We start from the raw sequence: 23278 nt of genomic DNA on the forward strand, positions 1-23278 counted from the left end.
CTCGGGCCGTGTTCGCGCGGCGAGGGCGGGTCGGGAGGAGCGGCGGCCTGCGTCCTTCGACCAGGAGACCTGCTGATGCGCTCATCGGACCACACCCACGGCGGCGCGCGCGACGCAGGGTCTGACCGCCCCAAGGCGTGGCCGCCGGCGGTGTTCGACGCCCCCTTGCTGCGAGGGCTCGACGAGCGCGCCCGGCGCGAGATCGCCGGGGCGGGGCGGCTCCGCTCCCTGTCGCCGGACGAGGTCGCCTATCGCGCGGGCGACGCCGGCGATGCCTTCTTCGTGGTCGCGTCCGGCCGCATCGCCCTCCGCGCGACGCGCCGTGGAGACGATCGCGATACCGAGGTGCGCACAGCCGCCGCGGGCGACGTCATCGGCGAGGAGGCGGTCGTGGGGATGTCGCGCAGGACCACCGCAGTCGCGCTCGCCCCCAGCGTGCTCGCCGAGATCCCGGTCCACCTGTTCCGGCGCGCCGCCGGTCGCTCCGGCAAGGCCGAGATCGCCGAGAAGCTCGAGCGCGCGCTGCGGAGGAGCGCGACACGCGACCTCCTCAGCACGCTCGCCTTCACGCGTGACCTGGACTCGGACGACGTCGAAATTCTACTTGACGCAGTGAGTCATCGGCGCTTCGAGCGCGGTCAGGCCATCTATCGCACAGGCGATCCGGCCGCCGAGCTCTGGCTCATCGCTGAAGGGATGGTGCAAATTCAGACCGAGGACGGAGATCGGATTCATGTGCGCGCGTACCTCACCCGGGGTGATTTCTTTGGAGACGTCGAGCTCGACGAAAGCCGCTGCCGGGCGGCGAGCGCCGTGGCCAGCGGCGCCACGGCGCTCCTGGCCGTACCGTCGAAGACCTTCGCCGCGCTCGCGCGGAAGCACCCTGATCTGATCCCCCGACTCCGGCGCATCACCGGCGAGCACCACGAAAGGCAGGAGGCGGTCATCGCCGGCCATGCGCGCAATCACACAGCGCACATCTTCAGGGACCTCTATCGCCTTCAGGTCGCGCGGTCGCTCCTGGTCATCGATCTCGAGACGTGCGCCCGCTGCGGACACTGCGCGTGGTCGTGCGCCGACGTGCACGGGGTCTCACGGCTCGTGCGCCGCGGAGACAAGGTGCGCGCGCGGGTCGACGACGCGGAGCAGGGCGCGCAGAAGGAGGCGCCGCGCAGCCTGCTCTTGCCGAACTCCTGCCAGCACTGCGAGAGCCCCGCCTGCATGATCGAGTGCCCCACCGGCGCCATCGGCAAGGACACCGGGGGAGAGGTGTTCATCCGGGACGCGCTCTGCACCGGCTGCGGCGCCTGCGCGAAGGCGTGCCCGTGGGAGAACATCGCGATGGCGCCGCGCCCCGCGGCCGCGCCGCGCCCGGGAGGCGCGGGCTTCGCGGACATCGCCGTGAAGTGCGATCTCTGCCGCGATCACGACGGCCCCGCGTGCGTGAAGGCCTGCCCCACGGGCTCGATCTTCCGCGTCAACCCGGCGGAGGAGATCGCCGACGTGCGCGACCTGCTCGGCGGGGCGCGGCGCGAGCAGGAGCGCGCCGCCGCGCCACGGAGCGGCGCTGCGGTCGTCGCAGGCAGCGCGCTCGCGGCGGCCGGGCTCGGCGCGGCGGGGCTGTCGGCGCACGCGCGCGGCGGCGCGCGCCCGGGCGAGGGCGCCGCCTTCTCGGCGGGCGTCGCCGCCGCGGTCGGCATGGCGCTGCTCCTGCTCTACGCGGTCCCCAAGCGCGCCGGGCGATGGGCGTGGATGCGGCCCAGGCGGCGCGGCGACACGGCCGTGGAGGGCGGCGATGCCGCGCCCGTGAAGAGCCGGCTCCGCCCGCACCTGACCGGGCACCTCGCGATCGGCCTCGTCACGGCCGGCCTCGCGCTCGCGCACGCGCCGTGGCCGCGGTCCGGCCGCCCGACGCTGGGCGCGGCGCTTCACCTCGTGTTCTGGGCCACCGCGGCGGCCGGCGCCTTCACCGCGATCGCGTACCGGCTCGCGCCCCGGCGCCTCGCCCGGATCGAGCGCACCGCCGCGCTGCCTGAGGATTTCAGCGCCGCCCGGCGCGAGCTGCTCGACCGCTTCTACCGCGAGGTGAGCGGGCGCAGCGACCTGGTCAAGAAGATCGTCGAGAAGATCCTCGTGCCCTACCTGCAGAGCCCCCTCGGCCCGCTCGCGCTGCTCGCCTCGGGGCGCGGCCTGCGCGAGGAGGAGCGCGCGCTGCGCGCCCGCATCGACGCGGTCCTCGAAGGGCGCGGGGCCGAGCGGCTCGCCGGCCTGGCGGAGCTCATCCGCCTCGCCGTGGAGCTGCGCGCGCTCCCGGCCCAGCGCGCGCTCCTCGCCGCGCTCCGCGGAGGGCTGCCGGCGCACATCATCACCTTCGGCGTCGCCGCGGCGCTGCTCGTGCTCCACGCGATGACGGCGGCGAGCGTGCCTCGATGAGCGCGCGCCGGACCGGGAGCGCGCGCACGCCGCCCCACACGGCCGCTGCCGCGGCGCGGGACAGCGCACCGGGACGCCCCGGACTCGCTATGAAATGGTTGCGAGGCACGGCATTTCTTTGTGCGCCGCGCGCGCCTCCGCCGGCGCGGCGACGCGGGCATCGACGCGCGCACGTGAGCGCCGCGTCGGCGAAGACGCGCGGCAGGCGGCGCGCAGGCGAGAGGCCTGGACTTTGCCTTCTGCGCCCAGGTACAATTTTCCCGACAGCACCCTAGTGGAAGGTAGAGAAGCCGATGGCTGGTCCTTCGACCAAGTGGATGGGAGCGCTCTCCCGATCAGGCTCCCCCAGCGCGTGGGCGCCGAGAGCGCTGCTGCTCGTGACGCTGCTCACCGCGTCGGCCCTCATCGCCGGATCGTGCCGTGGAGGCAACAACGCCGGTGAGCCGCCGAAGCCGGGGACGGACTGGCCTGACGCTGGGCCGGGAACGGGCGACCCGTGCGTCGACGGCGAAGAGGTGGAGTGTCACGTCACCGTCGGCGAGCACGAAGGTGTGCTGACCTGCCTCGACGGGATCCGGCGCTGCGAGGACGGGCGTTACGGCAGCTGCGACGGGACGATGACGATGCGGAGGTCGCCGTTCGGCTCGGCGCCGCCGGGGAGCGGTGAGGGCGGGTATCCGCGCCCGCTCGCCAACTCCGATGCCTCCGACGGCGGCCTGTGCGCGACCAACCCGTGCGACCCGACGTGCCAGTCGTTCGAGGAGACGCCGGACGGGGGGCCCATCAGCCTCGCGGGGACCGGCCCGACGTACACGTGGTCGGTCGGCGACATCAACGAGCTGCCCGAGGCCGTCGCGCGGGAGGGCACGCACCAGCCGTGCACGACCAGCGAGGACTGCCAGTTCGACCAGTACTGCGACGACCCCGCGAGGGGCGCGTGCGATCACGACCCGTGCGCGACAGGCGTGTCGCTGCTGGCGAACTGCAGCGGCTGCGCCACGAAGGTCTGCAACGCGAACCCGAGCTGCTGCACCTTCACGACCATACCGGCCGACTGCGGTCACGACGCCTGCGTGGCGGCTCCCGGCGCCGCGACCAACATGACCACGACGTGCGGCGACGCGTGCATCCATACCATCTGCGCGAACCATCCGCGCTGCTGTGATATCACGTGCAGCACGACGGCGCAGTGCACTGCGATCATCGGCACGGGCAGCACCTGCGTCTTCCCAGGCCGCTGCACCACGCCCAGCAGCAGCATATGTCCCCCGGGAACCGTGCTGTCGGGCGGCCGCTGCACCGGGACCTGGAGCTCGACCTGCGCGGGTTATGTCGCCACGGAATGCGCCCCCAAGACGTGCAGCTCGGTCACCCCACGATGGGACGCGAGCTGCGTCACCCTGGCCGAGTCGCTGTGCGGCTCCACCTGCGACACCGATCCCGGCTGCGCGCACGACAAGTGTTACACCGGCGAACGGCTCAATGCATCGTGCAACTCCTGCGTGTCGCAGATCTGCGATGTGTCGCCGAACTGCTGCGCGCCGGGAGGCGAGTGGTCACAGAGCTGCGTCGACCTCGTGGAGAGCGTCTGCGGCGAGACCTGCCCGCAAAAAGGCCTCTGCAAGTCGTACCAGCCGAACCAGACAGACGCCACGTGCACCCAGCCGGACCTCACGATCGGCGTGCCCTGCGGCGGGACGATCCCGGTCTGCAACCGCGGCACCACCCCGGCCCCGGCGGGAATCGCCATCCACCGGTATGCTTCCACCGCCAACCAGCTGCCGTCCTCCGCCCCGAGCAAGGTCCTCAACTCCTCCTGCAGCAGCCCGAAAAGCGGCGGCACTCTCGCGTGCATGACGGCGCAGCCCATCGCCCCGGGCGAGTGCATCAGCGTGGCCGGCTGCACCGGCGTCACCGACGGGATGGAGCTCATCGTCAATCCCCCTGGCGCCATGCAGATCCCCGAGTGCCGGTGCGGCAACAACGGGAGCATCTATCAATCGGCCATGTGCGAGTCGCCCGCCTGCATCGCCACGGCGAGCGTGTCGCTGGTCAGGCCGGTCACCCTGTTCGTGGCGCTCGATCGATCCACCTCGATGCGGCGAACACTGAGCTCATCGTTTGACGACACGATCAACGATCGATGGATTCCGGCGACGAACGCGCTCAAGTCCTTCTTCCAGGATCCCGCGTCTGCGGGGCTCGGCGTCGCGTTCCGGTTCTGGCCGCTCGACAACCCGGGCCCGTGCAACGAGACCCCTTCCTGTCCGCCTGCCGGCGGCGGCGGCTGCGCGCTGCCGCTCGTCCCGTTCAACGGCGCCGCGGCCGACAGGTTGACCGAGGAGTCTGCGGCGATGGGAGACCAGCAAGAGATCAAGCTCATGCAGGCCTTCATCAACTTCCCGACGCCCAACGGCGAAACGCCCATGCACCCGGCGCTGGACGGCGCCGCGACCTGGGCGATCGACTACAAGACCGCCCATCCCGAGGAGGAGGTCGCGGTCGTGTTCGTCACCGACGGCATCCCGTCGAGCTGCGGCACCGTCCCCAACGCGATCGGAAACCTGGCACGAAACGCCTTCGTGAACCACGGCGTCCGCGTGCACGCGGTGGGCTTCGGCAACTCGAACGCGGAGGTCATCAACCTCATCGCGGACCAGGGCGGAGGACAGGCGTTCAACCTCAGCGCTGGCTCGACGCTGGAAGGGAACCTCCTCAATGCGCTCGTCTCGATCCGCGGAGAGGCGCTGCCCTGCGACGTCACCGTCCCCATCGCGGGCGTCTCGGATCCCGCGTCGGTGTCCGTCGTCTACGAGAACGCCGCCGGCGTGGAGACGACGCTCACGCCGCGGGCCGGGGTCGGCAGCTGCGGCGCGGGAGGGTGGTACTTCGATTCCGGGAACACGAACGTGAAGCTCTGCCCGGCGACCTGCTCCACCATCCGCGAGAACCCGGGCGGGAAGGTCCGGGCCGTCGTGCCCTGCACGACGACGAGCGTCACGCCGATGACCACGGCGTGGGAGCAGTACCACGGCGTCTGCCCGCCGGGGACCAAGACCCAGTGGGGATACCTCAGGTACAGGACGACGACCCCTGGCGACTCGAGCGTCGAGTTCTTCGTGAGAGCGGCGGATGATCCCGCCGACCTCGCCTCGGCGACGGTCAGGCTCGCCGCGACCGCCCACGCCACGCCGACCGACACCCGGATCTGCGATGAGGGCTCGATGCCGCCGTGCGCGATCGATCTCTTCGACGTGCTGCAAGAGCTGCCGGACGCTCGAACAGAGTACCTGGAGGTCCGGATGAGGCTCAATCCGACGAGCAGCGGAGGGGGCGGCGTTCAGGTGCAGGACTGGGAGATCACGTATTCATGTCCAGATACCGAGTGAGCCGAAGCACCATGGTGACCGCGCTCCTCTGCGCTGCAGGGGTGGTCGCGGCGTGCAGCGGAGATGACGACGCGTCGCGGCCCAGGGCCCCGTCGGCCTCGAGCGGCGCCGGCGCGGCCGGAGGCGGCGACGGGGGCGCGGGCAGCGGGGGCGGCCCCCCGGGCGACTGCGGGAACGACGTCGCCGAGCAGGACGAGGCGTGCGACGGACCCGATCTCAGGGGCGCGACCTGCCAGAGCGTCGGGTTCGATAGCGGCGAGGTCCGGTGCAGCCCCGAGTGCACCCTCGACGCGTCGAGCTGCTCGGGCGTCGAGGCGTGCCAGGACGGGCGGGACAACGACGGAGACGACAGCATCGACTGCGGCGATCCGGAGTGTGAGGCGGCCTGCGCGGACATGTGCGCCGCGCCCGTGGCGCTCCCGGATCCCGGGACCGCGACCGGCGATACCTTCGGGCACGCGGCTGTCGAGGGCGAATGCTGGCCGGGGAGCCCTGGCGTCGCCTACACGTTCACGGCGACGATCACCGGGTTCCTCGACGTGGTGGTGACCCCACGCACGGACGCGCAGCTCGTCGCCGAGCTGCGCAGCGCCTGCGGCGACCCCTCGACGATCGTGGGCGACTGCGGCAGGCCCAGCTTCGGCGCGGGGATCGAGAACCGGCTGACCGTGCCCGTCCGCGAGGGCGATGCGTTTTACGTGATCATCACGGGAGCCGACGCGAGCCAGGCAGGGGCGTTCGACCTCCGCGTGGGAAGCCGACAGACCGTCTGCGGGGACAACATCCAGGATCCGACGGAGCAGTGCGACAACGCCCTCGATCAGCCGGGCGACGGCTGCAGCGATAGCTGCGAGCTCGAGCCGACCGAGGTGGAGCCCAACGAGGACATCGCCTCCGCCAACACCTATGAGATTCCGTTCTTCGCCGCGATCGGCGCCCCGATCGATGATGTCCCGGACGTCGATGTCGTGCGCGTCACCGTGCCGAGCGGGCCGACGGTCCTCACCGCAGAGACCGCGGCTGTCACGAGCTCCGACTGCCTGACCGGCCGGCTCGACAGCGTCATCGAGATCCTCGATGGAAGCGGGAACTTGATCGTGCGACGCGACCGTGGGGACAACGGCCTTTGCGCCCGCGCCGTCGCGCCGGGGCTCGCCGCGGGCGACTACTATGTTCGCGTCACGTCCGTGCTCGGCTCCGTGGCGGAGACGTTCCCGTACCGCCTCGACGTGACGCTCGTCCCCGAGGTCTGCGGGGACGGCACGATGAGCGCCGGCGAGCAGTGCGACGACGGAAACACGGATCCCCTCGATGGATGCAGCGCCACCTGCCGCTTCGAGCTCGACGAGGCGGAGCCCAACGGCACCCCAGCGCAGGCCAATGCATATGCGAACCCGTGGCTCGCGGAGATCGCGCCGGCAGGCGACGTCGACGTGATCGCCGTGACCGTGCCAGGGCCGCGCTCGACGCTGTACGCGAACGTCGTCGACAACGGCACCAACGCTTGCCAGCAGGGGCAGATCGACAGCTACATCGAGATCCTCGGGGAGGACGGGACCACCGTGCTCGCATCCGACGACGATTCAGGGGTCGGCAATTGCTCCTACGCCTCGCTGACCGACCTCGCCGCGGGCACGTACTATGTGAGGGTCCGCGCCGCGTCGCTCGTCCCCGACGCGACCTTCTTCTATCGATTGAATGTCACGCTCCTCTAGCCCGAGCGGCGGAGGCCGCCGTCCGTCCGCGCCGACGGACGGCGGCGCCGACGACGCGGCGGGCCTGCCCGATCCCACGAGGACCCTCTACCGCGCCGATCTCTCCGATCCGCGCCAGCGCGCCGCCCAGCCGCGGGAAGTCGTGCGGGGGCGCGGCGCGCGCCGCGCCGAGGCGACCTCCGACGTCACGCGCTTCCGGGGCGTGCTGCCGGCCACACTCGCGGGCGCCGTCGCGACGGGCGCGGCGGCGCTGCTCTTCCCGCCGCCGGGGGGGCACGCGGCGCCGGGGCCGCTCTCGCTGCCCCACGCGCGCGCGCAGCTCGCATGCGCGTCGTGCCACGCCGAGCAGGCGCCCGCCGCGCCGCGGGAGGCCGCCGCGGCCCGGGAAGCCGCGCCCTCGCGCGGAGCCGCAGCAGGCGCGCGCATCGATCAGGCCTGCGTGGGGTGCCACGGCGCCCACGGCTCCACCCGCAGGAGCCACGGGCAGCTGCTCGCGAGCGGCGCGCTGAGCTGCGCCACCTGCCACCCCATCCACCGCGGCGATCAGGGCGTCGTGTTCGATCCAGCGAGGCCGCCTGTGCGCTTCGCGCCGGGCGCCGAGGTCGAGCTCCCGAGGTCGGCCTTCCGCCCGGGCCAGCCGGCCACCGTGGCGATCGTCACGGCCGGGAGCTGCGCGCCGTGCCACGATCTCGCCGCGCCGCGAGATCCCATCGCGCGCTGCCTCGTCGCGGCGCAGGCGCCGCTCGGCGAGGCCCGTCCGATCACCTGCTTCGACGAGCACCGCCCTGCCCTCCCCGAGGACGCCGCGACCGGCCGCGCAGGCGGCGACCCACGCCCCGCAGGCCGCAACGCCGGTCGCGCAGGCGGCGATACGAGCCCCGCCGGCGTCTGCAGCGGGCAGCACACCGAGGACCGCGCCCTCGCCTGGGACGCGGCGCGCGACGCCGCGGCGGCCTTGCCCGTCGTGAAGGCCGGCGCCACGCCCGGCGCGCCCGCCCTGCTCTGGATGGGCGCAGGCCTCGCCGCCGCCGCCCTCGCGTTCGCGGGCGCCCGCGGCGGCCAGGCGCTGCGCGCGCGCCGCGCGCGGCGAGCGGCGAGCGACGCCGGGGGCGAGGACGCGATGCTCCGCCCCGCGGCGCGCGTGCGCCTGCCCCGGATCGACACGACCACCTGCCTCGGCTGCTACGCGTGCGTCGACGCGTGCCCGTACGACGTGCTCGCCATCGAGAAGTACGTCGCGGTCGTGGCCCGCCCCGAGGCGTGCTGCGGCCTCACCCTGTGCGAGCAGCGCTGCCCCAACGGGTCGCTCACCATCGAGGGCGGCGCGCCGATCGCCGATCGCCCGCGCCTCGGCGACGACCTCGGCAGCCTCGACGTGCCGGGCCTGCACCTCGCCGGCGACGTCACAGGGCTCCCGCTCATCAAGAACGCCATCCACCAGGGCGCGCACGCCGCGACGCGCATCGCGGAGGACCTGCGGCAGGCCGGCCCGCGCGGCGCGGGCGGTCAGGAGCTCGATCTGATCATCGTGGGCGCGGGGCCCGCCGGGATCAGCGCCGCGCTGCGCGCCAAGGAGCTCGGCCTCTCGTTCGAGGTGATCGAGCAGGGCAGCGTGGCGCAGAGCATCCAGAGCTTCCCGCGCGGCAAGCTGGTCTTCGATCAGCCGCTCGACCTGCCGATGACCGGGAAGCTGTGGCTGAAGGAGTCGACCAAGGAGGAGCTGCTCTCCCACTGGCTCCGCATCGTGCGCAAGGAGCGGCTGCCGATCCTGCAGGACACCCGCATGGTGTCGGTCGCCCGCGCGGCTTCTTCCGGCGCGCCCGCCGTCGGCGCGGCGGCCGGCAGAGGCGCGCGCGCTGTCGACGCGGTCGACGCGACGGCCGGCTTCGTCGTCGTCACCGAGCCGCGCGAGGGCGGACAGCGCACCGAGCGCCGGGCGCGGCGCGTGCTGCTCGCCATCGGCCAGCGCGGCTCGCCGCGCCGGCTTCCGTTCGAGCTATCCGCCGAGGTGGAAGGTCGGGTGTACTACCACCTCGCCGACGCCCGGAGCCTCGCCGGCAGCCGCGTGCTGATCGTCGGCCTCGGCGATGTCGCCATGGAAGCCGCGATCGCGCTGTCCCGCCAGCCGGCCACCGACGTCACCGTCGTCTACCGGGGCGCCGGGTTCCGCCGCGGGAAGACCCGAAACATCGAGGAGTTGCGCAGGCTTGCGGCGGCGTCTCGCCTCTCGCTCCTGTTCGAGACCGACGTCTCCGCCCTCGCCGCAGATCCGCGCGGCGCGCTCGTGGCGACCCTCGCGTCGCCTTCGGGGGCCCGGGCGCACCCCTGCGACGCCGTGCTCGTCCTGATCGGGAGCATCCCGCCGTGGAGCGCCCTCCGCGCCGCCGGTGTCCGGCCGACCGCGGAGCCGTCAGATCGTTCCGAGCTCGGCGACGTACAAGGGACCACGCCCGCGGTCCCCACGCCGTGAGTCCATCGTAAGCTCGGGGGGCCCAGGCCGTTCTCTGGAGGAGCCATGAAGCCGACCCACGTCGCCCTGTTCTCCGCCCTCGGCATGATGTTCACGAGCCTCTCCGTCTACTCCCTGGCCCCGTCCGGGGGCGGGAGCTCCGTCACGGCGGTCCCGGAGGTGATCACCGAGCCGCCCCGCCAGGTCCCCGAGGTGACGGGCGGCGCCGTGGCGGCGCTCGATCCGAGCCGCTTCACCACCGGATCGAGGCTGATGCTGGAGGGGCGCGTCGGTCACGCGCGCCTGCCTCGCTCGGCGCAGGAGACGTTCCTGATGTTCGAGGTCCGCGGCGACGGGGCGCCCGCGAGGTCGCAGGCGCAGGCGAACCTCTCGCTGGTCATCGATCGCTCCGGCTCGATGAAGGGCACCCGCCTCACGAACGCCGTGCAGGCGGCGACGACGGCCGTGAGCCGCCTGAACGACGGCGACGTCGTGTCGGTGGTCACCTTCGACACGAGGACCAGCGTGGTCGTGCCGCCCACCACCGTCGGGCCGGAGACGCGCGGCCGCATCCTCGCGAGCGTCCGCGGCATCTCGCTCGGCGGCGACACGTGCATCTCGTGCGGCATCGAGGAGGGCCTCTCGCTGCTCGGTCAGACGAGCGCCGGCGTGAGCCGGATGCTCGTCCTCAGCGACGGCGACGCCAACCACGGGGTCCGCGACGTCCCCGGCTTCCGCGCGATGGCGCAGCGGGCGCGCGATCGCGGCGTCGCCATCACGACCATCGGGGTCGACGTCGACTACAACGAGAAGATCCTGTCGGCGATCGCGCTCGACTCGAACGGCCGGCACTACTTCGTCGAGAACGACGCCGCGCTCGCGCGCATCTTCGAGGCGGAGGCCGAGCAGCTCACGGCGTCGGTCGCGAGCGGCGCGGAGCTCGCGATCGACCTGGCGCCCGGCGTGGAGCTCGACCGGGTCTTCGATCGCTCGTTCCGGCGGGCCGGCGATCAGGTCATCGTGCCGCTCGGCGCGTTCGCGGCGGGGGAGGTGAAGACGGTCCTGCTCAAGGTGCGCCTCGGCGGCCTCGGCGGCCCCGGCGGCGACGCGCGCGGCGAGTCCCCCGTCGCCGACGTGGGCCTCACCTACCGGGACCTCGTCGCCAGGACCGACGCCCGGTGCGTGGGCAAGCTCGGCGTCGCAATCGCGGACAGCGACGCCGACGCGAGCGAGCTCGACGCGCTCGTCGCGGGGCGCGTGCAGCGCAGCGAGACGGCGGCGACGCTGAAGCAGGCCAACTTCCTGTTCGAGCAGGGGCGGCTCGACGAGGCGCGCAGCAAGCTCGACGCGCAGCAGGCGTCGCTCAAGAAGGCGGCCGACAAGGCGAAGGCCAGCGCCCCGGCGAACCGCGCGAAGGACGTGGCGTCCGATTTCGAGGGCCAGCTCGCCGCGCTGGAGCGCGCGGGCACGGACTTCGCCACACCGCCGGCGTTCGCCACGCCGCCGCCGGCCGCCGCCGCGGGGCCGGGCGGCTTCGCGCAGGCCCCGGCGGCGGCGCCGCCGCGGCCCGCCCCGGCGCAGTCCCGCCAGGGCAAGAGCGCCGTCCGCCGCAACGAGGCGGAGGCCTTCGATCTGGCGCGCTGACGCGCGGCGCCCGGCGCTGGCGGCGCGGACGGCGCGCTCCGGCCCCTGCCCCGCGGCCACGCGGGGCGTTGACACGCGTCGGGCTTTCGGGTTTTGACTCCCGGCGGTGGGCGTTCGACCTAGGGCGAGCCGGCCGGGAAACCGCCGGACGGGTGGCGACGGCGCGCAGGGCTCGCCGCCGCGCGAGCCGCCGTCGACCCGGAAGGCGACCCCCGCGCGGCGCTCGCGCGGCGCGGGGCAGCGCTCGCCGGCGTCGCGGCGCCCTGCCCAGCCCCGGGCCGGGCGCGGGCGCGCGCTGCTCCTCGGGCTCGCGGGCGTGGTCATGGCGGCGTGCGCCGCGCTCCTCGCGCTGGTGTTCGGCTTCGGGCGCGCGAGGGCGCCGGACCGGGGGCGCGTCGTGGAGATCAACTGGCCGGGCGGGCTCGACGCGGGCGAGGCGGCCGCGCTGCTCGCGGCCGAGGGGCTCGTCGAGAGCGAGCGCGCCATGGCGCTCTACCTCGGCGCGACGGGCGGCACCGAGGCGTTCGTGCCGGGCCCTCACCTGCTCTTCGAGGGCGCGACGCCGCGGGAGCTGCGGCAGCTGCTCACGCGCGCGGAGGGGCGCCCCACGGCGAAGCTCACGATCCCCGAGGGCTTCAGCCGCTTCGACATCGCCGCCCGGCTGGAGAAGCTGCGCATCGCCGGCCGGAAGACGTTCCTCGCGGCCACCGCCGACGGCGCGTTCCTCGACGCGCTCGGCATCGAGCGCGGCGGCGCCGTGGGCGCGGAGAGCGCGGAGGGGTACCTCTTCCCGGCGACGTACGAGCTCGCGCTGGACTCCGACGCGCGCGACGTGGCGCGGCGCCTCGTCGCCGAGTCCGACCGGCGGTGGAGCGCGCTCGCGGCGCAGGGCAAGGATGGGCTCGCGGCGCTCCAGGCGACGCTCGGCTGGGGTCGCCGCGAGGTGCTCACGCTGGCCTCCATCATCGAGAAGGAGGCGGTCGTCGAGGAGGAGCGGCCGCTCATCGCGAGCGTGTTCCTGAACCGGCTCCTCGATCCGAGCTTCCGCTCTCGCAAGCTGCAGTCCGACGCGACGGCGCTCTACGGCTGCGTCGCCTCGCCCGAGGAGGCGCCGTCATGCGCCGAGTGGGGCGGCAAGGCCACGCCCGCCGTGGTGCGGGATCCGAAGAACCGCTACAGCACCTACGCGCACCCGGGGCTGCCGCCCGGGCCGATCGCCAACCCTGGGGCGCCGTCGATCGCGGCCGTGCTGGCGCCCGCGGCGACGAAGTACCTCTATTTCGTGGCCGCGGGCGGCGGCCGCCACCGGTTCAGCGAGAGCCTGGACGACCACAACGACGCCGTGCAGAAGCGCCGGGACGCGACGGCGCCCTAGGCGCGGGACACGAACGCAATCCAGCACACAAACTGCGCCTTCGGGCGCGCGACGGACCCCTTCCCTCCGTCACGGCGTCCCTCACGCGCATCACGGCGGCTCTCCGCGCGCAGCGATCGGATCGTCATTCCTCGCGTTGCCTCGGCCGCGCTCGCGCCGCCCCCGCTTCCTGGATCTGCGCGCGCCGCGGTGTAGATTCGCGCGCCATCATGCGCCGTCCCGCTCCGTTCCTCCTCGCGCTCTCCGCTCCCCTCGCCTTCGCTGCCGCTGTCGCCAGCTGCTCGCCGCGCACCGCGCCCCCGGCCGAAGTGACGCAGGCCGCTTCCGCGACCGCCGCTCCGTCCGCTCCCCCCGACTCGGCCTCGAGCGCTGCTCCCATCGCCAGCGCTGCGCCAGCCACCAGCGCGGCCCCCGCCGCCAGCGCTGCGCCCGCCGCCGAGACGACGGTCGCCGCCGCTAGCGCCGCGCCCGCCGCCAGCGCCGCGCCCGATGCGGCGGCGCCAGCCGACGCCGGGCCGCTCCCGAAGGTCAAGGTCGCCAACATCGGCATGCACATCGGCGGCGGCCCGCACGACGACTTCACCAAGGAGCCGATCAAGCGCTCGGTCGCGCCCCACTTCGACGAGTTCCGCCGCTGCTTCGCGCTCGCCGAGGACCCGACCAAGGGCGGCGACTTCGGCATCGATCTCCGCATCGAGAAGGACGGCGGCAAGGCCGAGGTGCGCAAGCCGCGGACGGCGCTCAAGGGCCAGGCGTTCACGAAGTGCGTGGTCGGCGTCTTCGAGAAGATCGACTTCCTCAAGCCTAGGAAAGGCCCCACCGTGGTGAGCTACTCGCTCCGGTTCACCCCGTGACAGGGCCCCGGCTCACCCGTGGCGCCCGAGGTTCGGCAGCGAGCCGCGCGAGGCCTCGACCGCCGTCTCGCCGGCGCGGTCGAGCGCGTACTTGAAGAGGATCGGGCCGAACACCTCGTTCAGCGCCACGCAGCCGACGACGAGCGCGCGGAAGCCGGCGCCGAGGCTCGGGAACGCGCGCTCGATGGTCAGGCTGATCCCGAGCGTCAGCCCGGCCTGCGAGACCAGCCCGCACCACGACCACCGCCGCAAGAGCGGCGGATCGTCCGCCAGCCGGTTGCCGATGCGGTTCGCGACCCACGTCACCAGGGCGCGCGAGACGCCGAAGAGCAGCGCGACAGGCCACATCTGCCGCAAGAGGGGCAGGTCGAGGTGCGCGCCGGCCGTCGCGAAGAACAGCACGAACACCACGCTCGCGGCGTCCTCGACCGCGTGCACCAGCTTCTCGCCCTGCTTCGACAGGTTCGCGACGACGAAGCCGGCCACCACGAACACGAGCAGCGCGTCGAAGCGGAGGTACCGCAGCACCTCCGTCGCGCCGAAGCCGAGCGCCACGAACACGAGGATGAGCTGGCGGCCGATCAGCCGCATGTAGGCCGCGAGCGCGAGGCCGAGCGTCGTGCCGATCGAGATGCTCCCCAGGATCTCGCGGCCGAGCAGCTCGATCTCGTGCATCGACATCGTCGCGCCCGGCTCGAGGAGCGGCCGCACCGTGGAGAGCGCGACCGCCGTCACGATGATGACGATGATGTCCGACGTCATCACGAACGCGAGCGTGTGCATCGCGACGGGGCCGGTCGCGCGCGTCTGGGAGAGGATCCCGAGCACGGCCGAGGGGCTGCGGGTGACCGCGATGACGCCCCACAGGACGGCCACGCCGAGCGCCGCCGTGGTCGAGAGCTCGGCCGCGAACGGCACCAGCGAGCGCGCCGCGTAGAAGACGCCCGTCATCGCCACGAAGACGAGCACCGTCTGGACGAGGTTGTGCAGGAGGATGCTCTTCAGGCTCTTCTTGACGACGTCGATCCGCAGCTCGGCGCCGCCCGCGAGCGCGATGAGCGCCAGCGCCAGCGCGTTGACCCGCGAGATCTCCTCCACGGCGTGGTGGTCGACGAGCTTCAAGACGTGCGGGCCGGCGACGATGCCCGCGAAGATGTAGCCCGAGATGTGCGGCAGGCGGAGCGGCTCGACGAGCTCGCTCGCGAGCGTGCCCGCGAGCAGGAGGAAGCCGATCGAAGCGACCGCCCCCGCGGGCCCGTGCTCGTGAGGGACCGCGCGCGTCGTGGCGTAGAGCAGCCCGAACAGGATCACGAGCGCGACGGCGTGCGTGAGGTGGTTCAGCGGCCCCTTCGGGGCCGACCCGTGGTGGCGCGCGGAGGGCGCGCCCTGCTGCTCGGCCGGCGCGCCCGGATCGGCCGGCGCGGCCGAGCCGGCGGGCGAGGCAGGCGAGGCGGCCTCGACGTCGGGGAGTGCTGCGGCGCTCACGGTGACACCTCTTCGTTCCTCATCCCTCCCCCGCGCTGCGCCGCGGGCGACGGCGGGCCGCCCCTCTCGCCTCCGTCGCCGGGCGCGGCGCCGCGCCCGCCGCGGGCCAGGCCGCGGCCGAAGTAGAGCGACTCCCGCTCGGGCGCGGCGAGCTCGCCGGCCTTGCGGAGCGTGGCGCGAAGCGCCTGCGGCCCGACGAGCTCGCCGAACACGGCCGCGGCCGTCGCGGCGAAGAGGACGGTGTGCCCGACCGGGCCCGGAAAGCGCAGCGCGAAGGCGAGGCCGACGCTCATCGCCACCGCGCCGGACGAGAGCAGCCCGAGGCCGAGCCACGGCGACGTCTCGCGCGCGTCGGGCGACACGACGCGGAAGACGAGCCCGGTCGCGAGCTTGCCCACGAGCCTCGCCCCGAGCGCGATCGCCACGATCCAGGGCAGGAACGGCGCCGCCTTCGGGTTCACGTGCGCGCCCGCGAGCAGGAGCGCCGGCAGGATGACCGGCCGCTCGGTCGGCGCGACCATGGCGACGATCTCGTCGCGGTGCCGCGACAAGGCTGCGATCGTCACGCCCATCGCGAACGCCGCGAACAGCGGCGACAGGCCGACCCGGGCGCTCGTGCCCATCGTCAGCAGCGAGGCCCCGAGCAGCACGCCCCAGCTCTGGATCAGGCGGAAATCGCTCCCGAGGAGCACGACCGCGATGAGCCCGAGCACCACGCCGATGAGCGCCGTCACGACCGTCCACCCCCAGAACGGGATCGGCCACTGGGCCGTCGCCTGCGGGACGAGCGCGAACGCGCCGCCCATCATGAGCAGCGGGCCGAGATCGTCGCAGTCGGCGATGTCGGCGATGAGATCCGAGAGCTTGCCGCTCGCGCTGTAGCGCTGCGTGACCCACAGCACGGCGTGCCGCGTCGTCTCGGCGGAGACGGCGCCCACGCCCGCAGCGAGCAGCGCGCGGTCGCCGCGATCGAGCGAGGGAGCGCCGTGGGCCGCCGCGAACCAGACGGCGGCAGCCACCGCGCCGCCGGTCAGGAGGCTCATGAGCACGCAGAGCGCCATCCGGGACGGGCGCACGCGGCGGCTGCCGACGAAGCCGAAGTCGAGGCCGACGACCAGCGCGAGCCAGCCGAGCGCGACGCCCGCCACGGGCTCGAACGCGGCGAGCGACGAGGGCTCGAGCAGCCCGAGCGCCGAGGGCCCGAGCACGAAGCCGAGCACGACGTACTCGGCGCCGGAAGGGAGGCCGATGCCCCGGAGCACGCGGCCGCTGACGAGCGAGCTGCCCAGGTACGACAGCACGAGGAGCCCCATCAGGAGCCAGACGGCGTTCACGAGGCGGCGCTCCGGTCGGCCGGCGCGGGCGCGGGCGCGGCGCGCCGCGCGCCGCCGGAGGACGCCGGCGCGCGCCCGAGCGGGATGTCCGCGGCGACGAGGGCCTGCGCGACCGCGGTGAGCCAGCGGCTGCGCACGTCGTCGCCGTCGCAGGCCATCGTGGCCCGGAAATGAGCGCCCCCCTCGTCGATCGCGACGAGCGCGGCGCGGGCGCGGCTGCCGAGGCCCGAGCCCGTCTTCAGGAGCAGCTCGCGCACCCGATCGAGATCGGCGGCGGGGTCGACGCTGATCTCGACGGACACGACCGGAGGGCGGCCGCGGATGCGCGTCGGGTGGAACAGGCTGAGCAGGTGCGGCACGCGCACGACGCAGCCGTCCTCGTCCTCGAGGCGCGCCTCGAACAGCGTCAGCTCGCGGACCCGCCCGGCGCGGCCGCCCACGTCGGCGATGTCGCCGACGCGCAGGCGCCGCCCGTAGATGACCGAGAGGCCGACGGCCGCCGACGCGATGAGCGGCGTGCTGGCGAGCCCGGCCGCCGCGAGCACGACGAAGCCGATCCGCGTGAACGCCCCCTCGTCGGTGCCGGTGATGAGCGGGGCTGCGAGGAGCAGCGCGGCCACGAGGATGCCGAAGCGGACAAGGACGCCGGTGGCGACCGCGAGATCGGACGGGAGCCACCCCAGCGACGTCTCACCCCGGCTCACGCTCCCGAAGAACAGCCCCACGAAGCGGATGAGGACGATGACCGCGAGCGTCGCGAGGATCGCGAGCACGAGCACCGGGACGCTCCGCGCGATGCGCCCCATGAGCTCCGACATGGGCGCGAGCACGAAGCCGGTGAGCTTCTCGCTGGTGCCGCGCGTGGAGGCGAACAGGGAGAGGGCGAAGAGGATCCAGATGTAGGCGATGCCCAGCCGGACGAGGACGCCGGCGGCGCCGAGCGCGACCGAGAGCGCGCCCTGCGACGCGGCGGGCCGGAGCATCTCGATGCCGCGGACGTGCAGCGCCGGGAGCCGCTCCGGGTGCTCGGCGACCCAGGCGCGCCCTCGCTCGACGAGCTCGCCGACCTTGCGGAGCAGGAGCAGCGCGATCAGCCCGGAGAAGACGAGCAGCGAGAACGAGAAGACGCTCGTCGCGAGGCGGCTCCGGCTCTGCTCCTTGGCGAGGACGTCGCGCACCGTGCCGGCGACCGCGGCGGCGTGGCCCGCGACCGTTGTGTGGCCCGCCGCCGCCGCGTCCTCGGGGCCGAGGTGGACGAGCGGGCGGTCGCCGACGTAGACGACCGCCACGCCGTCCTGCTCGTCGACGCGGACCTCGGGGACCGCCTTCTCCTGAGCGGCGCGCTCCAGCACGCGCGCCGCCTCACGGGCGCGCTCCGGGGGAGAGAGGCTGCCCCGGTGCACGCGGAGGGCGAAGACCGTCCTGCCGAGCAGCTCGACGCGCGCCTCGGGCTGCTCGACCACGGGAGGTGAAGGCTGGGGGTCGGGAGCCACCGGCTCGCCCTGGTCAACGGCCGGGGTCGGCGGCGCCACCGGCGCGGACGCCGGCGCGACCGGCGCAGGCGGCGGCGCCGGAGGCCGCGCGACCGGGGCGGGCGCCAGCACGACCTGCGCGGACGCCGACGGGGCCTCCGCGGGCGGTGGCAAGACCTGCACGAGCGGCGGCTGGACCGAAGAATCCGGCGGGGGCGCGAGCTGCGTGGGCTCGAACGAGGCCAACGGGGGCGCGAGCTGCGAGGGAGAGGGCGCAGCCTGCGAGGGGGCACGCGCAGCCTGCGAGGGGGCGGGCGCGGCCTGCGAGGGCGCGGGCACAGCCTGCAAGGGCGCAGATGCGGCCTGCAAGGGCGCGGACGCGGTCTGCGAGGGGGCGGGCGCGACCTGCGAGGGGGCACGCGCAGACTGCGAGGGGGCGGGCGCGGCCTGCGACGGCGCAGACGCGGCCTGCGCCGGCCCGGCGAACGCAGCGCCGGCGGGAGCAAGGAGGCCGGCAAGCGCGACCAGGAGCGCGGGGAACAGCCGCTGCACGCAGGCACTCTCGGCCGGAGGCAGGCCGCCGGTCAAGCGGCGCAGGACATGAAACGGCCTCGGCAGGCAGCCCGCGAGCCAGGCGCCGTCGCCTCCCGGCGATCAGGCGCGCTCGAGTTCGCCCGGAATCCTCGATCCCCGGGCTCGCTCGATGATCGATCGCCTTGCCGCCGAGGCACGGCGCTGGCAGGGCGCCCGCGTGGCAAGGACCAACAGATCGGTCGCCCCGTCGCTGCTCGTCGGCGACATCGGAGGCACCAACACCCGGCTCGCGCTCTACGGTGGCTCCGGCGGCCGCCCCCTCTCCGAGGCCGTCTTCCGCAGCCGCGACCACGCGAGCTTCGAGGAGATCGCCCTCCCGTTCCTCGTGCGCAGCGACGCCCCTCACCCGGCCGTCGCCGTGCTCGGCGTCGCGGGCCCCATCAAGGACCAGGTCGCCACCGTCACGAACCTGCCCTGGCGCCTCGCGGAGCGCGAGCTGTCGCGCCGGCTCAAGATCGCGCGCGTGCTCCTGGTGAACGACCTCGTCGTCGGCGCCACGGGCTGCCTGCACGTCGCCCGCGCGTCCATCGAGCCGCTCACGGAGCGCAGGCCGCGGCCGAAGGGGAACAACGTGGCCGTCATCGCCGCCGGCACGGGGCTCGGCGAGGCCCGGCTCCTCTGGAATGGCGCCCGCCACGTCACGCTCCCGACCGAGGGAGGGCACGCCGACTTTGCCCCGCGCTCCGCGGTCGAGGTCGAGCTGTGGCAGTTCCTCGCCGAGCGCCACCCGGACCACGTGAGCTACGAGCGGGTCCTCTCGGGCGACGGGCTCGGCGCCCTCTTCGACTTCTTCGCCCGCGCCGCCCGCGTGCCGCGCGCGATCGAGCGCCGCCTCGCCGAGGGCGACCGCAACGCGGCGATCGCCGAGCTCGGGCTCGCCCGCGCGTTCCGGCCCGCCGCGCGCGCGGTCGACCTGTTCGTCGAGATCTACGGCGCCGAGGCCGGCAACCTCGCCCTGCGCGAGCTCGCGCTCGGCGGGGTCTTCGTCCTCGGGAACATCGCGAGGAACCTCGTCCCCCAGCGGCGCGAGCTGTTCATGAAGTCCTTCGTGAAGAAGGGGCGCCTCAGGCCGCTCCTCGAAGAGGTGCCCGTCGCGGTGGTCACCGATCCCCTGGTCGGCGTGCGGGGCGCGCTCGCCGTCGCCAGAGAGCTCGCCGCCGCGGAGCCGCCCCGGGCCCGCGCGGCCGCCCGGAGGCCCTGACGCCCCGTGTCCTCGTGCCCACGACGGAGGCATGGAGTCGCGCGCGCAACTCCATGCCTCCGAATCGAGCAGCGCTGTCGGTCCGAGGCGGATGAGCGCGAGTTCGCCCCGGGGTGCCGAGAGGCCATATCGCGCGGCGCCGCCTCGCGCCGGGCACGATCCGAGCAGGAGCGGACGAGCTCCTCGCGCGCGGCCGCACGCTCCCCCTCACGTTCAAATCGAGCGGCCGCGCGCGGCCTCGCGGCGTTGACACGCTGGTGGCACGGTGCTTTAAGACCGACACACCTGACGCTCGTACAGTCGGGGGAAAGAGAAAAGAAGGTCACGTCATGGCAACTTCGGTCGTTCTACCTGATGGGAAGGTCCTCGCGCTCGAGGATGGCGGCACGGCGTTCGACGCCGCCCGGGCCATCTCGCCGAGGCTCGCCGAGGCCGTCGTCGTCGCGCGCGTCGACGGGGTGGTCCAGGACCTCCGCGTGCCCCTCCGGGACGGCGCGAAGCTGGAGTTGCTGAAGGCGGACACGGCCGAGGGCAGGGACACGATCAACCACTCCGCCGAGCACCTCATGGCGACGGCCGTGCTCCGGTTGTTCCCGGGCGCCAAGGTCACGATGGGCCCGAAGAGCCATGGTGACGAGTTCTATTACGACTTCGACGTTGCCGGTCGGACCTTCACCCCTTCCGACCTCGAGATGATCGAGGCCGAGGTGAAGAAGCTCATCGAGCAGAAGATCAAGTTCGAGCTGCATTCCGTCCACAAGAAGAACGCGCTGACCTACTTCGAGAGTTTCGGGCAGAAGAACGAATACAAGGAGGAGATCCTCTCCTGGATCCCCGAGGACAGCATATCGATCTATCGCTGCGGCGAGTTCATGGATATCTGCCGCGGCCCGCACCTGCCCCACGCGGGGTTCATCAAGGGGTTCAAGATCACCTCGTCCTCGGCGGCCTACTGGCGCGCCGACGCCACGAAGCAGTCGCTCCAGCGCGTGCGCGGCGTGGCGTTCCCCAACAAGGACGACCTCGACAAGTACGTGCGCCGCCTGGAGGAGGCGAAGAAGCGCGACCACAGGACGCTCGGGCGGGATCTCGAGCTCTACCTCGTCTCCGAGCGCTACGACTCCCACGCTTACTCCGAGAAGGACGAGATCGACCTCTACGTCGGCGTGGACGCGGAGGCGCCCCTCGACCGCGCGCTCGTGGAGCACGCCCTCGGCGCCGCGGCCTCGGCGTTCCCCGGGCGGCCCCTCCGGCGAACGGTGAAGTTCGGCGAGGCGCCGAAGGCGCCTCCGGGCGGCGGCGACGAGGCGCGCCCGCGCCTGCACGTCCGGCTCCGCGGCGCGGCGGCGCAGGAGTCGAAGAGCGCCTTCAGGGCCGCGGTGAGCGCCCGGAAGGACGCCGACGTCGAGGTGCACTTCGAGCCGCACTTCGTCGAGGAGATCGGGGCCGGCCTCGTCATGTGGCTCCCGAAGGGCGGGCTCCTGCGCACCATCATCGAGGACCAGTGGCGCAAGATGCACCTCGAGGAGGGCTACGACATCGTCTACTCGCCGCACATCGCCAAGGCGGACCTGTGGAAGACCTCGGGTCACTGGGACTTCTACCGGGAGGGGATGTTCTCCCCCATGTCGGTGGACGGCCACGACTACTGCTGCAAGCCGATGAATTGCCCGTTTCACATCCTCATGGTCAAGAGCCGGACGCGGAGCTACCGCGAGTTCCCGATGCGCCTCGCGGAGCTCGGGACCGTGTACCGGTACGAGGCCGCGGGCGTCATGCACGGCCTGATGCGCGTGCGCGGGTTCACCCAGGACGACGCGCACCTGTTCTGCCGCGCTGACCAGGTCGAGCAGGAGATCCACCGCGTGCTTCGCTTCATCCTCAAGATGCTCCGCACGTTCGGGTTCGAGCAGTTCGACATCAACCTCTCGACGCGGCCGGAGAAGTACGTCGGCGGCCTTGATGACTGGGCCAAGGCCGAAAGCACCCTCGCGGGGGCCCTCAAGGCCCTCGACCTCGAGTACACGGTGGACCCGGGCGGCGGAGCGTTCTACGGGCCGAAGATCGATATCAAGCTGGTCGATGCGCTCGAGCGTAGGTGGCAGTGCTCGACGCTCCAGTACGACTTCAACAACCCCGAGCGCTTCACGCTCGGGTTCGTGAACGCCAAGGGAGAGCTCGAGCAGCCGATCATGCTCCACCGGGCGCTCCTCGGCTCGATCGAGCGGTTCATCGGCGTGCTCCTGGAGCACCACGCGGGCGCCCTGCCGGCGTGGCTCTCACCGGAGCAGGCGCGCGTCGTCACGGTGTCGGACAAACACAACGACCACGCCGAGCAGGTCACCCAGGCGCTGCGCGCTCACGGCATCCGGGCGAGCTTCGTCCGGAGCTCGGAGAAGCTCGGCGCGAAGATCCGCGAAGCGCAGGTCGAGAAGATCCCGCATATGCTCGTCATCGGCGACAAGGAGGTGGAGGCGAAGGGCGCCACCGTCCGGCTGCGTGACGGGAGCGACCGCGGCTTCATGAAGACCGAGGCGCTCGCCGAGTTCTTGCGCGAGCAGTGCGCGATCCCCGTCGTGACGTGACGTTACCCGGCCTGCGCGGCGGCGGCGTCGAGCAGCCAGACGAGCCGCCCGGGCCCGCCGCGCACGACCCGCGCCGGCACCTCGTCGGCCGGGCCGGGCCGCTTCGCCTGCGCCACGACCCCGCGCTTGCCCGCCCCGCGGGCCAGGAGCAGCTTCAGCCGCGCCTCCTGGATCACCGGCGCCGTCAGCGTGAGCCGCGGCTCCAGCCCCTTGTCCGGCTGCGCCGGGATCGCGGCGACCAGGCGGTCCTCGATGCCCGCCGCCCCCGTCCCGGGGAACAGCGAGGCCGTGTGCGCGTCGTCGCCGATCCCGAGCGTCATCACGTCGAAGGAGACCGCCGATGCGACCCCGAACCGCGCCCGCAGGAGCCGCTCGTACCGCGCCGCCGCCCCGGGGAGGTCCGGCGACTCGCCCTCCATGCGGAAGAAGCGCTCCTCCGGGATGGGGGCCGCCGCCAGATCCCGGCGCGCGGCGCCGTAGTTCGAGCGGGGGTGATCGGGCGCGACCGCGCGCTCGTCCACCCAGAACCACTCGGTCTGCGCCCACGGGAGCGAGAGCGCCGCGAGCCGCTGGTACGCATCCGACGGCGTGCTCCCGCCCGACAGCGCGACGCGCGCGACGCCGCGCGCGTCGACCGCCGCCACGATGGCGCGCGCGATGAGCTCCGCCCCGAGCCGCGAGAGCTCCGCCGCGTCCGCCGCGACGAGGGTCTCCTCACCACCGTTCATCTCGGTCCTCCTGTCGGCCC

Annotated in this window: 13 protein-coding genes; 9 read left to right on the top strand and 4 right to left on the bottom strand. The window is 73.5% G+C overall.

Going from position 1 to position 23278, the window contains the following annotated elements; all coding sequences use genetic code 11:
- Positions 1-75: 75 nt before the first annotated feature.
- From WME97_RS23855 to WME97_RS23885, 7 genes are all read left to right on the top strand, one after another.
- A complete protein-coding gene (locus WME97_RS23855; protein WP_437555043.1) occupies positions 76-2433 on the top strand; it encodes a cyclic nucleotide-binding domain-containing protein in 2358 nt (785 codons plus the stop codon).
- A gap of 293 nt (positions 2434-2726) precedes the next feature.
- Positions 2727-5822: a vWA domain-containing protein gene (locus WME97_RS23860; protein WP_437555044.1), complete on the top strand. Its 3096-nt coding sequence runs from the start codon at positions 2727-2729 to the stop codon at positions 5820-5822.
- A complete protein-coding gene (locus WME97_RS23865; protein WP_437555045.1) occupies positions 5804-7537 on the top strand; it encodes a DUF4215 domain-containing protein in 1734 nt (577 codons plus the stop codon). Before WME97_RS23860 ends, WME97_RS23865 begins: the two co-directional genes overlap by 19 nt.
- Positions 7521-10007 carry an NAD(P)-binding domain-containing protein gene (locus WME97_RS23870; RefSeq protein WP_437555046.1) on the top strand — a complete coding sequence of 829 codons (2487 nt, stop codon included), beginning with the start codon at positions 7521-7523 and terminating at the stop codon, positions 10005-10007. The genes WME97_RS23865 and WME97_RS23870 overlap by 17 nt, the downstream gene beginning before the upstream one ends.
- A 45-nt stretch (positions 10008-10052) precedes the next feature.
- Positions 10053-11630, top strand: a complete 1578-nt coding sequence (locus WME97_RS23875; protein ID WP_437555047.1) for a vWA domain-containing protein — start codon at positions 10053-10055, stop codon at positions 11628-11630.
- Between the two features lie 106 nt (positions 11631-11736).
- A complete protein-coding gene (mltG, locus tag WME97_RS23880) occupies positions 11737-13005 on the top strand; it encodes an endolytic transglycosylase MltG (RefSeq protein ID WP_437555048.1) in 1269 nt (422 codons plus the stop codon).
- Positions 13006-13214: 209 nt separating this feature from the next.
- Positions 13215-13859: a hypothetical protein gene (locus WME97_RS23885; protein ID WP_437555049.1), complete on the top strand. Its 645-nt coding sequence runs from the start codon at positions 13215-13217 to the stop codon at positions 13857-13859.
- A gap of 12 nt (positions 13860-13871) precedes the next feature.
- On the opposite strand, the gene WME97_RS23890 is transcribed toward WME97_RS23885, so the two are convergent.
- From WME97_RS23890 to WME97_RS23900, 3 genes are read right to left on the bottom strand one after another with little or no spacing between them, the layout of a single operon-like run.
- Positions 13872-15344, bottom strand: a complete 1473-nt coding sequence (locus WME97_RS23890) for a cation:proton antiporter (RefSeq protein ID WP_437555050.1) — start codon at positions 15342-15344, stop codon at positions 13872-13874.
- The gene (locus tag WME97_RS23895) at positions 15341-16678 is read right to left on the bottom strand and encodes a cation:proton antiporter (RefSeq protein WP_437555051.1); all 1338 of its coding nucleotides are present in this window, start codon (positions 16676-16678) and stop codon (positions 15341-15343) included. Before WME97_RS23895 ends, WME97_RS23890 begins: the two co-directional genes overlap by 4 nt.
- Positions 16675-18396 (bottom strand): mechanosensitive ion channel domain-containing protein, encoded by a 1722-nt coding sequence (locus WME97_RS23900; protein ID WP_437555052.1) that lies wholly within the window; start codon positions 18394-18396, stop codon positions 16675-16677. The genes WME97_RS23895 and WME97_RS23900 overlap by 4 nt, the downstream gene beginning before the upstream one ends.
- 457 nt (positions 18397-18853) lie before the next feature.
- On the opposite strand from WME97_RS23900, the gene WME97_RS23905 reads away from it, so the two are divergent.
- Together WME97_RS23905 and thrS are read left to right on the top strand one after the other, a co-directional pair.
- On the top strand, positions 18854-19945 hold the full coding sequence (locus tag WME97_RS23905; RefSeq protein WP_437555053.1) for a glucokinase: 1092 nt from the start codon (positions 18854-18856) through the stop codon (positions 19943-19945).
- A 329-nt stretch (positions 19946-20274) separates the two neighbouring features.
- Positions 20275-22530 carry a threonine--tRNA ligase gene (gene thrS / locus WME97_RS23910; protein ID WP_437555054.1) on the top strand — a complete coding sequence of 752 codons (2256 nt, stop codon included), beginning with the start codon at positions 20275-20277 and terminating at the stop codon, positions 22528-22530.
- Positions 22531-22532: 2 nt separating this feature from the next.
- On the opposite strand, the gene pgl is transcribed toward thrS, so the two are convergent.
- Positions 22533-23258, bottom strand: coding sequence for a 6-phosphogluconolactonase (pgl, locus tag WME97_RS23915; protein WP_437555055.1), 726 nt, complete (start codon positions 23256-23258; stop codon positions 22533-22535).
- Between the last annotated feature and the right edge of the window lie 20 nt (positions 23259-23278).

The organism is Sorangium sp. So ce367, from assembly GCF_051520455.1.
GTDB lineage: Bacteria > Myxococcota_A > Polyangia > Polyangiales > Polyangiaceae > Sorangium > Sorangium cellulosum_B.

Coding starts and splice junctions, on each gene's coding strand:
- WME97_RS23855 (WP_437555043.1), top strand. CDS start 76: ATGCGCTCATCGGACCACACCCACGGCGGCGCGCGCGACGCAGGGTCT.
- WME97_RS23860 (WP_437555044.1), top strand. CDS start 2,727: ATGGCTGGTCCTTCGACCAAGTGGATGGGAGCGCTCTCCCGATCAGGC.
- WME97_RS23865 (WP_437555045.1), top strand. CDS start 5,804: ATGTCCAGATACCGAGTGAGCCGAAGCACCATGGTGACCGCGCTCCTC.
- WME97_RS23870 (WP_437555046.1), top strand. CDS start 7,521: ATGTCACGCTCCTCTAGCCCGAGCGGCGGAGGCCGCCGTCCGTCCGCG.
- WME97_RS23875 (WP_437555047.1), top strand. CDS start 10,053: ATGAAGCCGACCCACGTCGCCCTGTTCTCCGCCCTCGGCATGATGTTC.
- WME97_RS23885 (WP_437555049.1), top strand. CDS start 13,215: ATGCGCCGTCCCGCTCCGTTCCTCCTCGCGCTCTCCGCTCCCCTCGCC.
- WME97_RS23905 (WP_437555053.1), top strand. CDS start 18,854: ATGATCGATCGCCTTGCCGCCGAGGCACGGCGCTGGCAGGGCGCCCGC.
- thrS (WP_437555054.1), top strand. CDS start 20,275: ATGGCAACTTCGGTCGTTCTACCTGATGGGAAGGTCCTCGCGCTCGAG.
- pgl (WP_437555055.1), bottom strand. CDS start 23,258: ATGAACGGTGGTGAGGAGACCCTCGTCGCGGCGGACGCGGCGGAGCTC.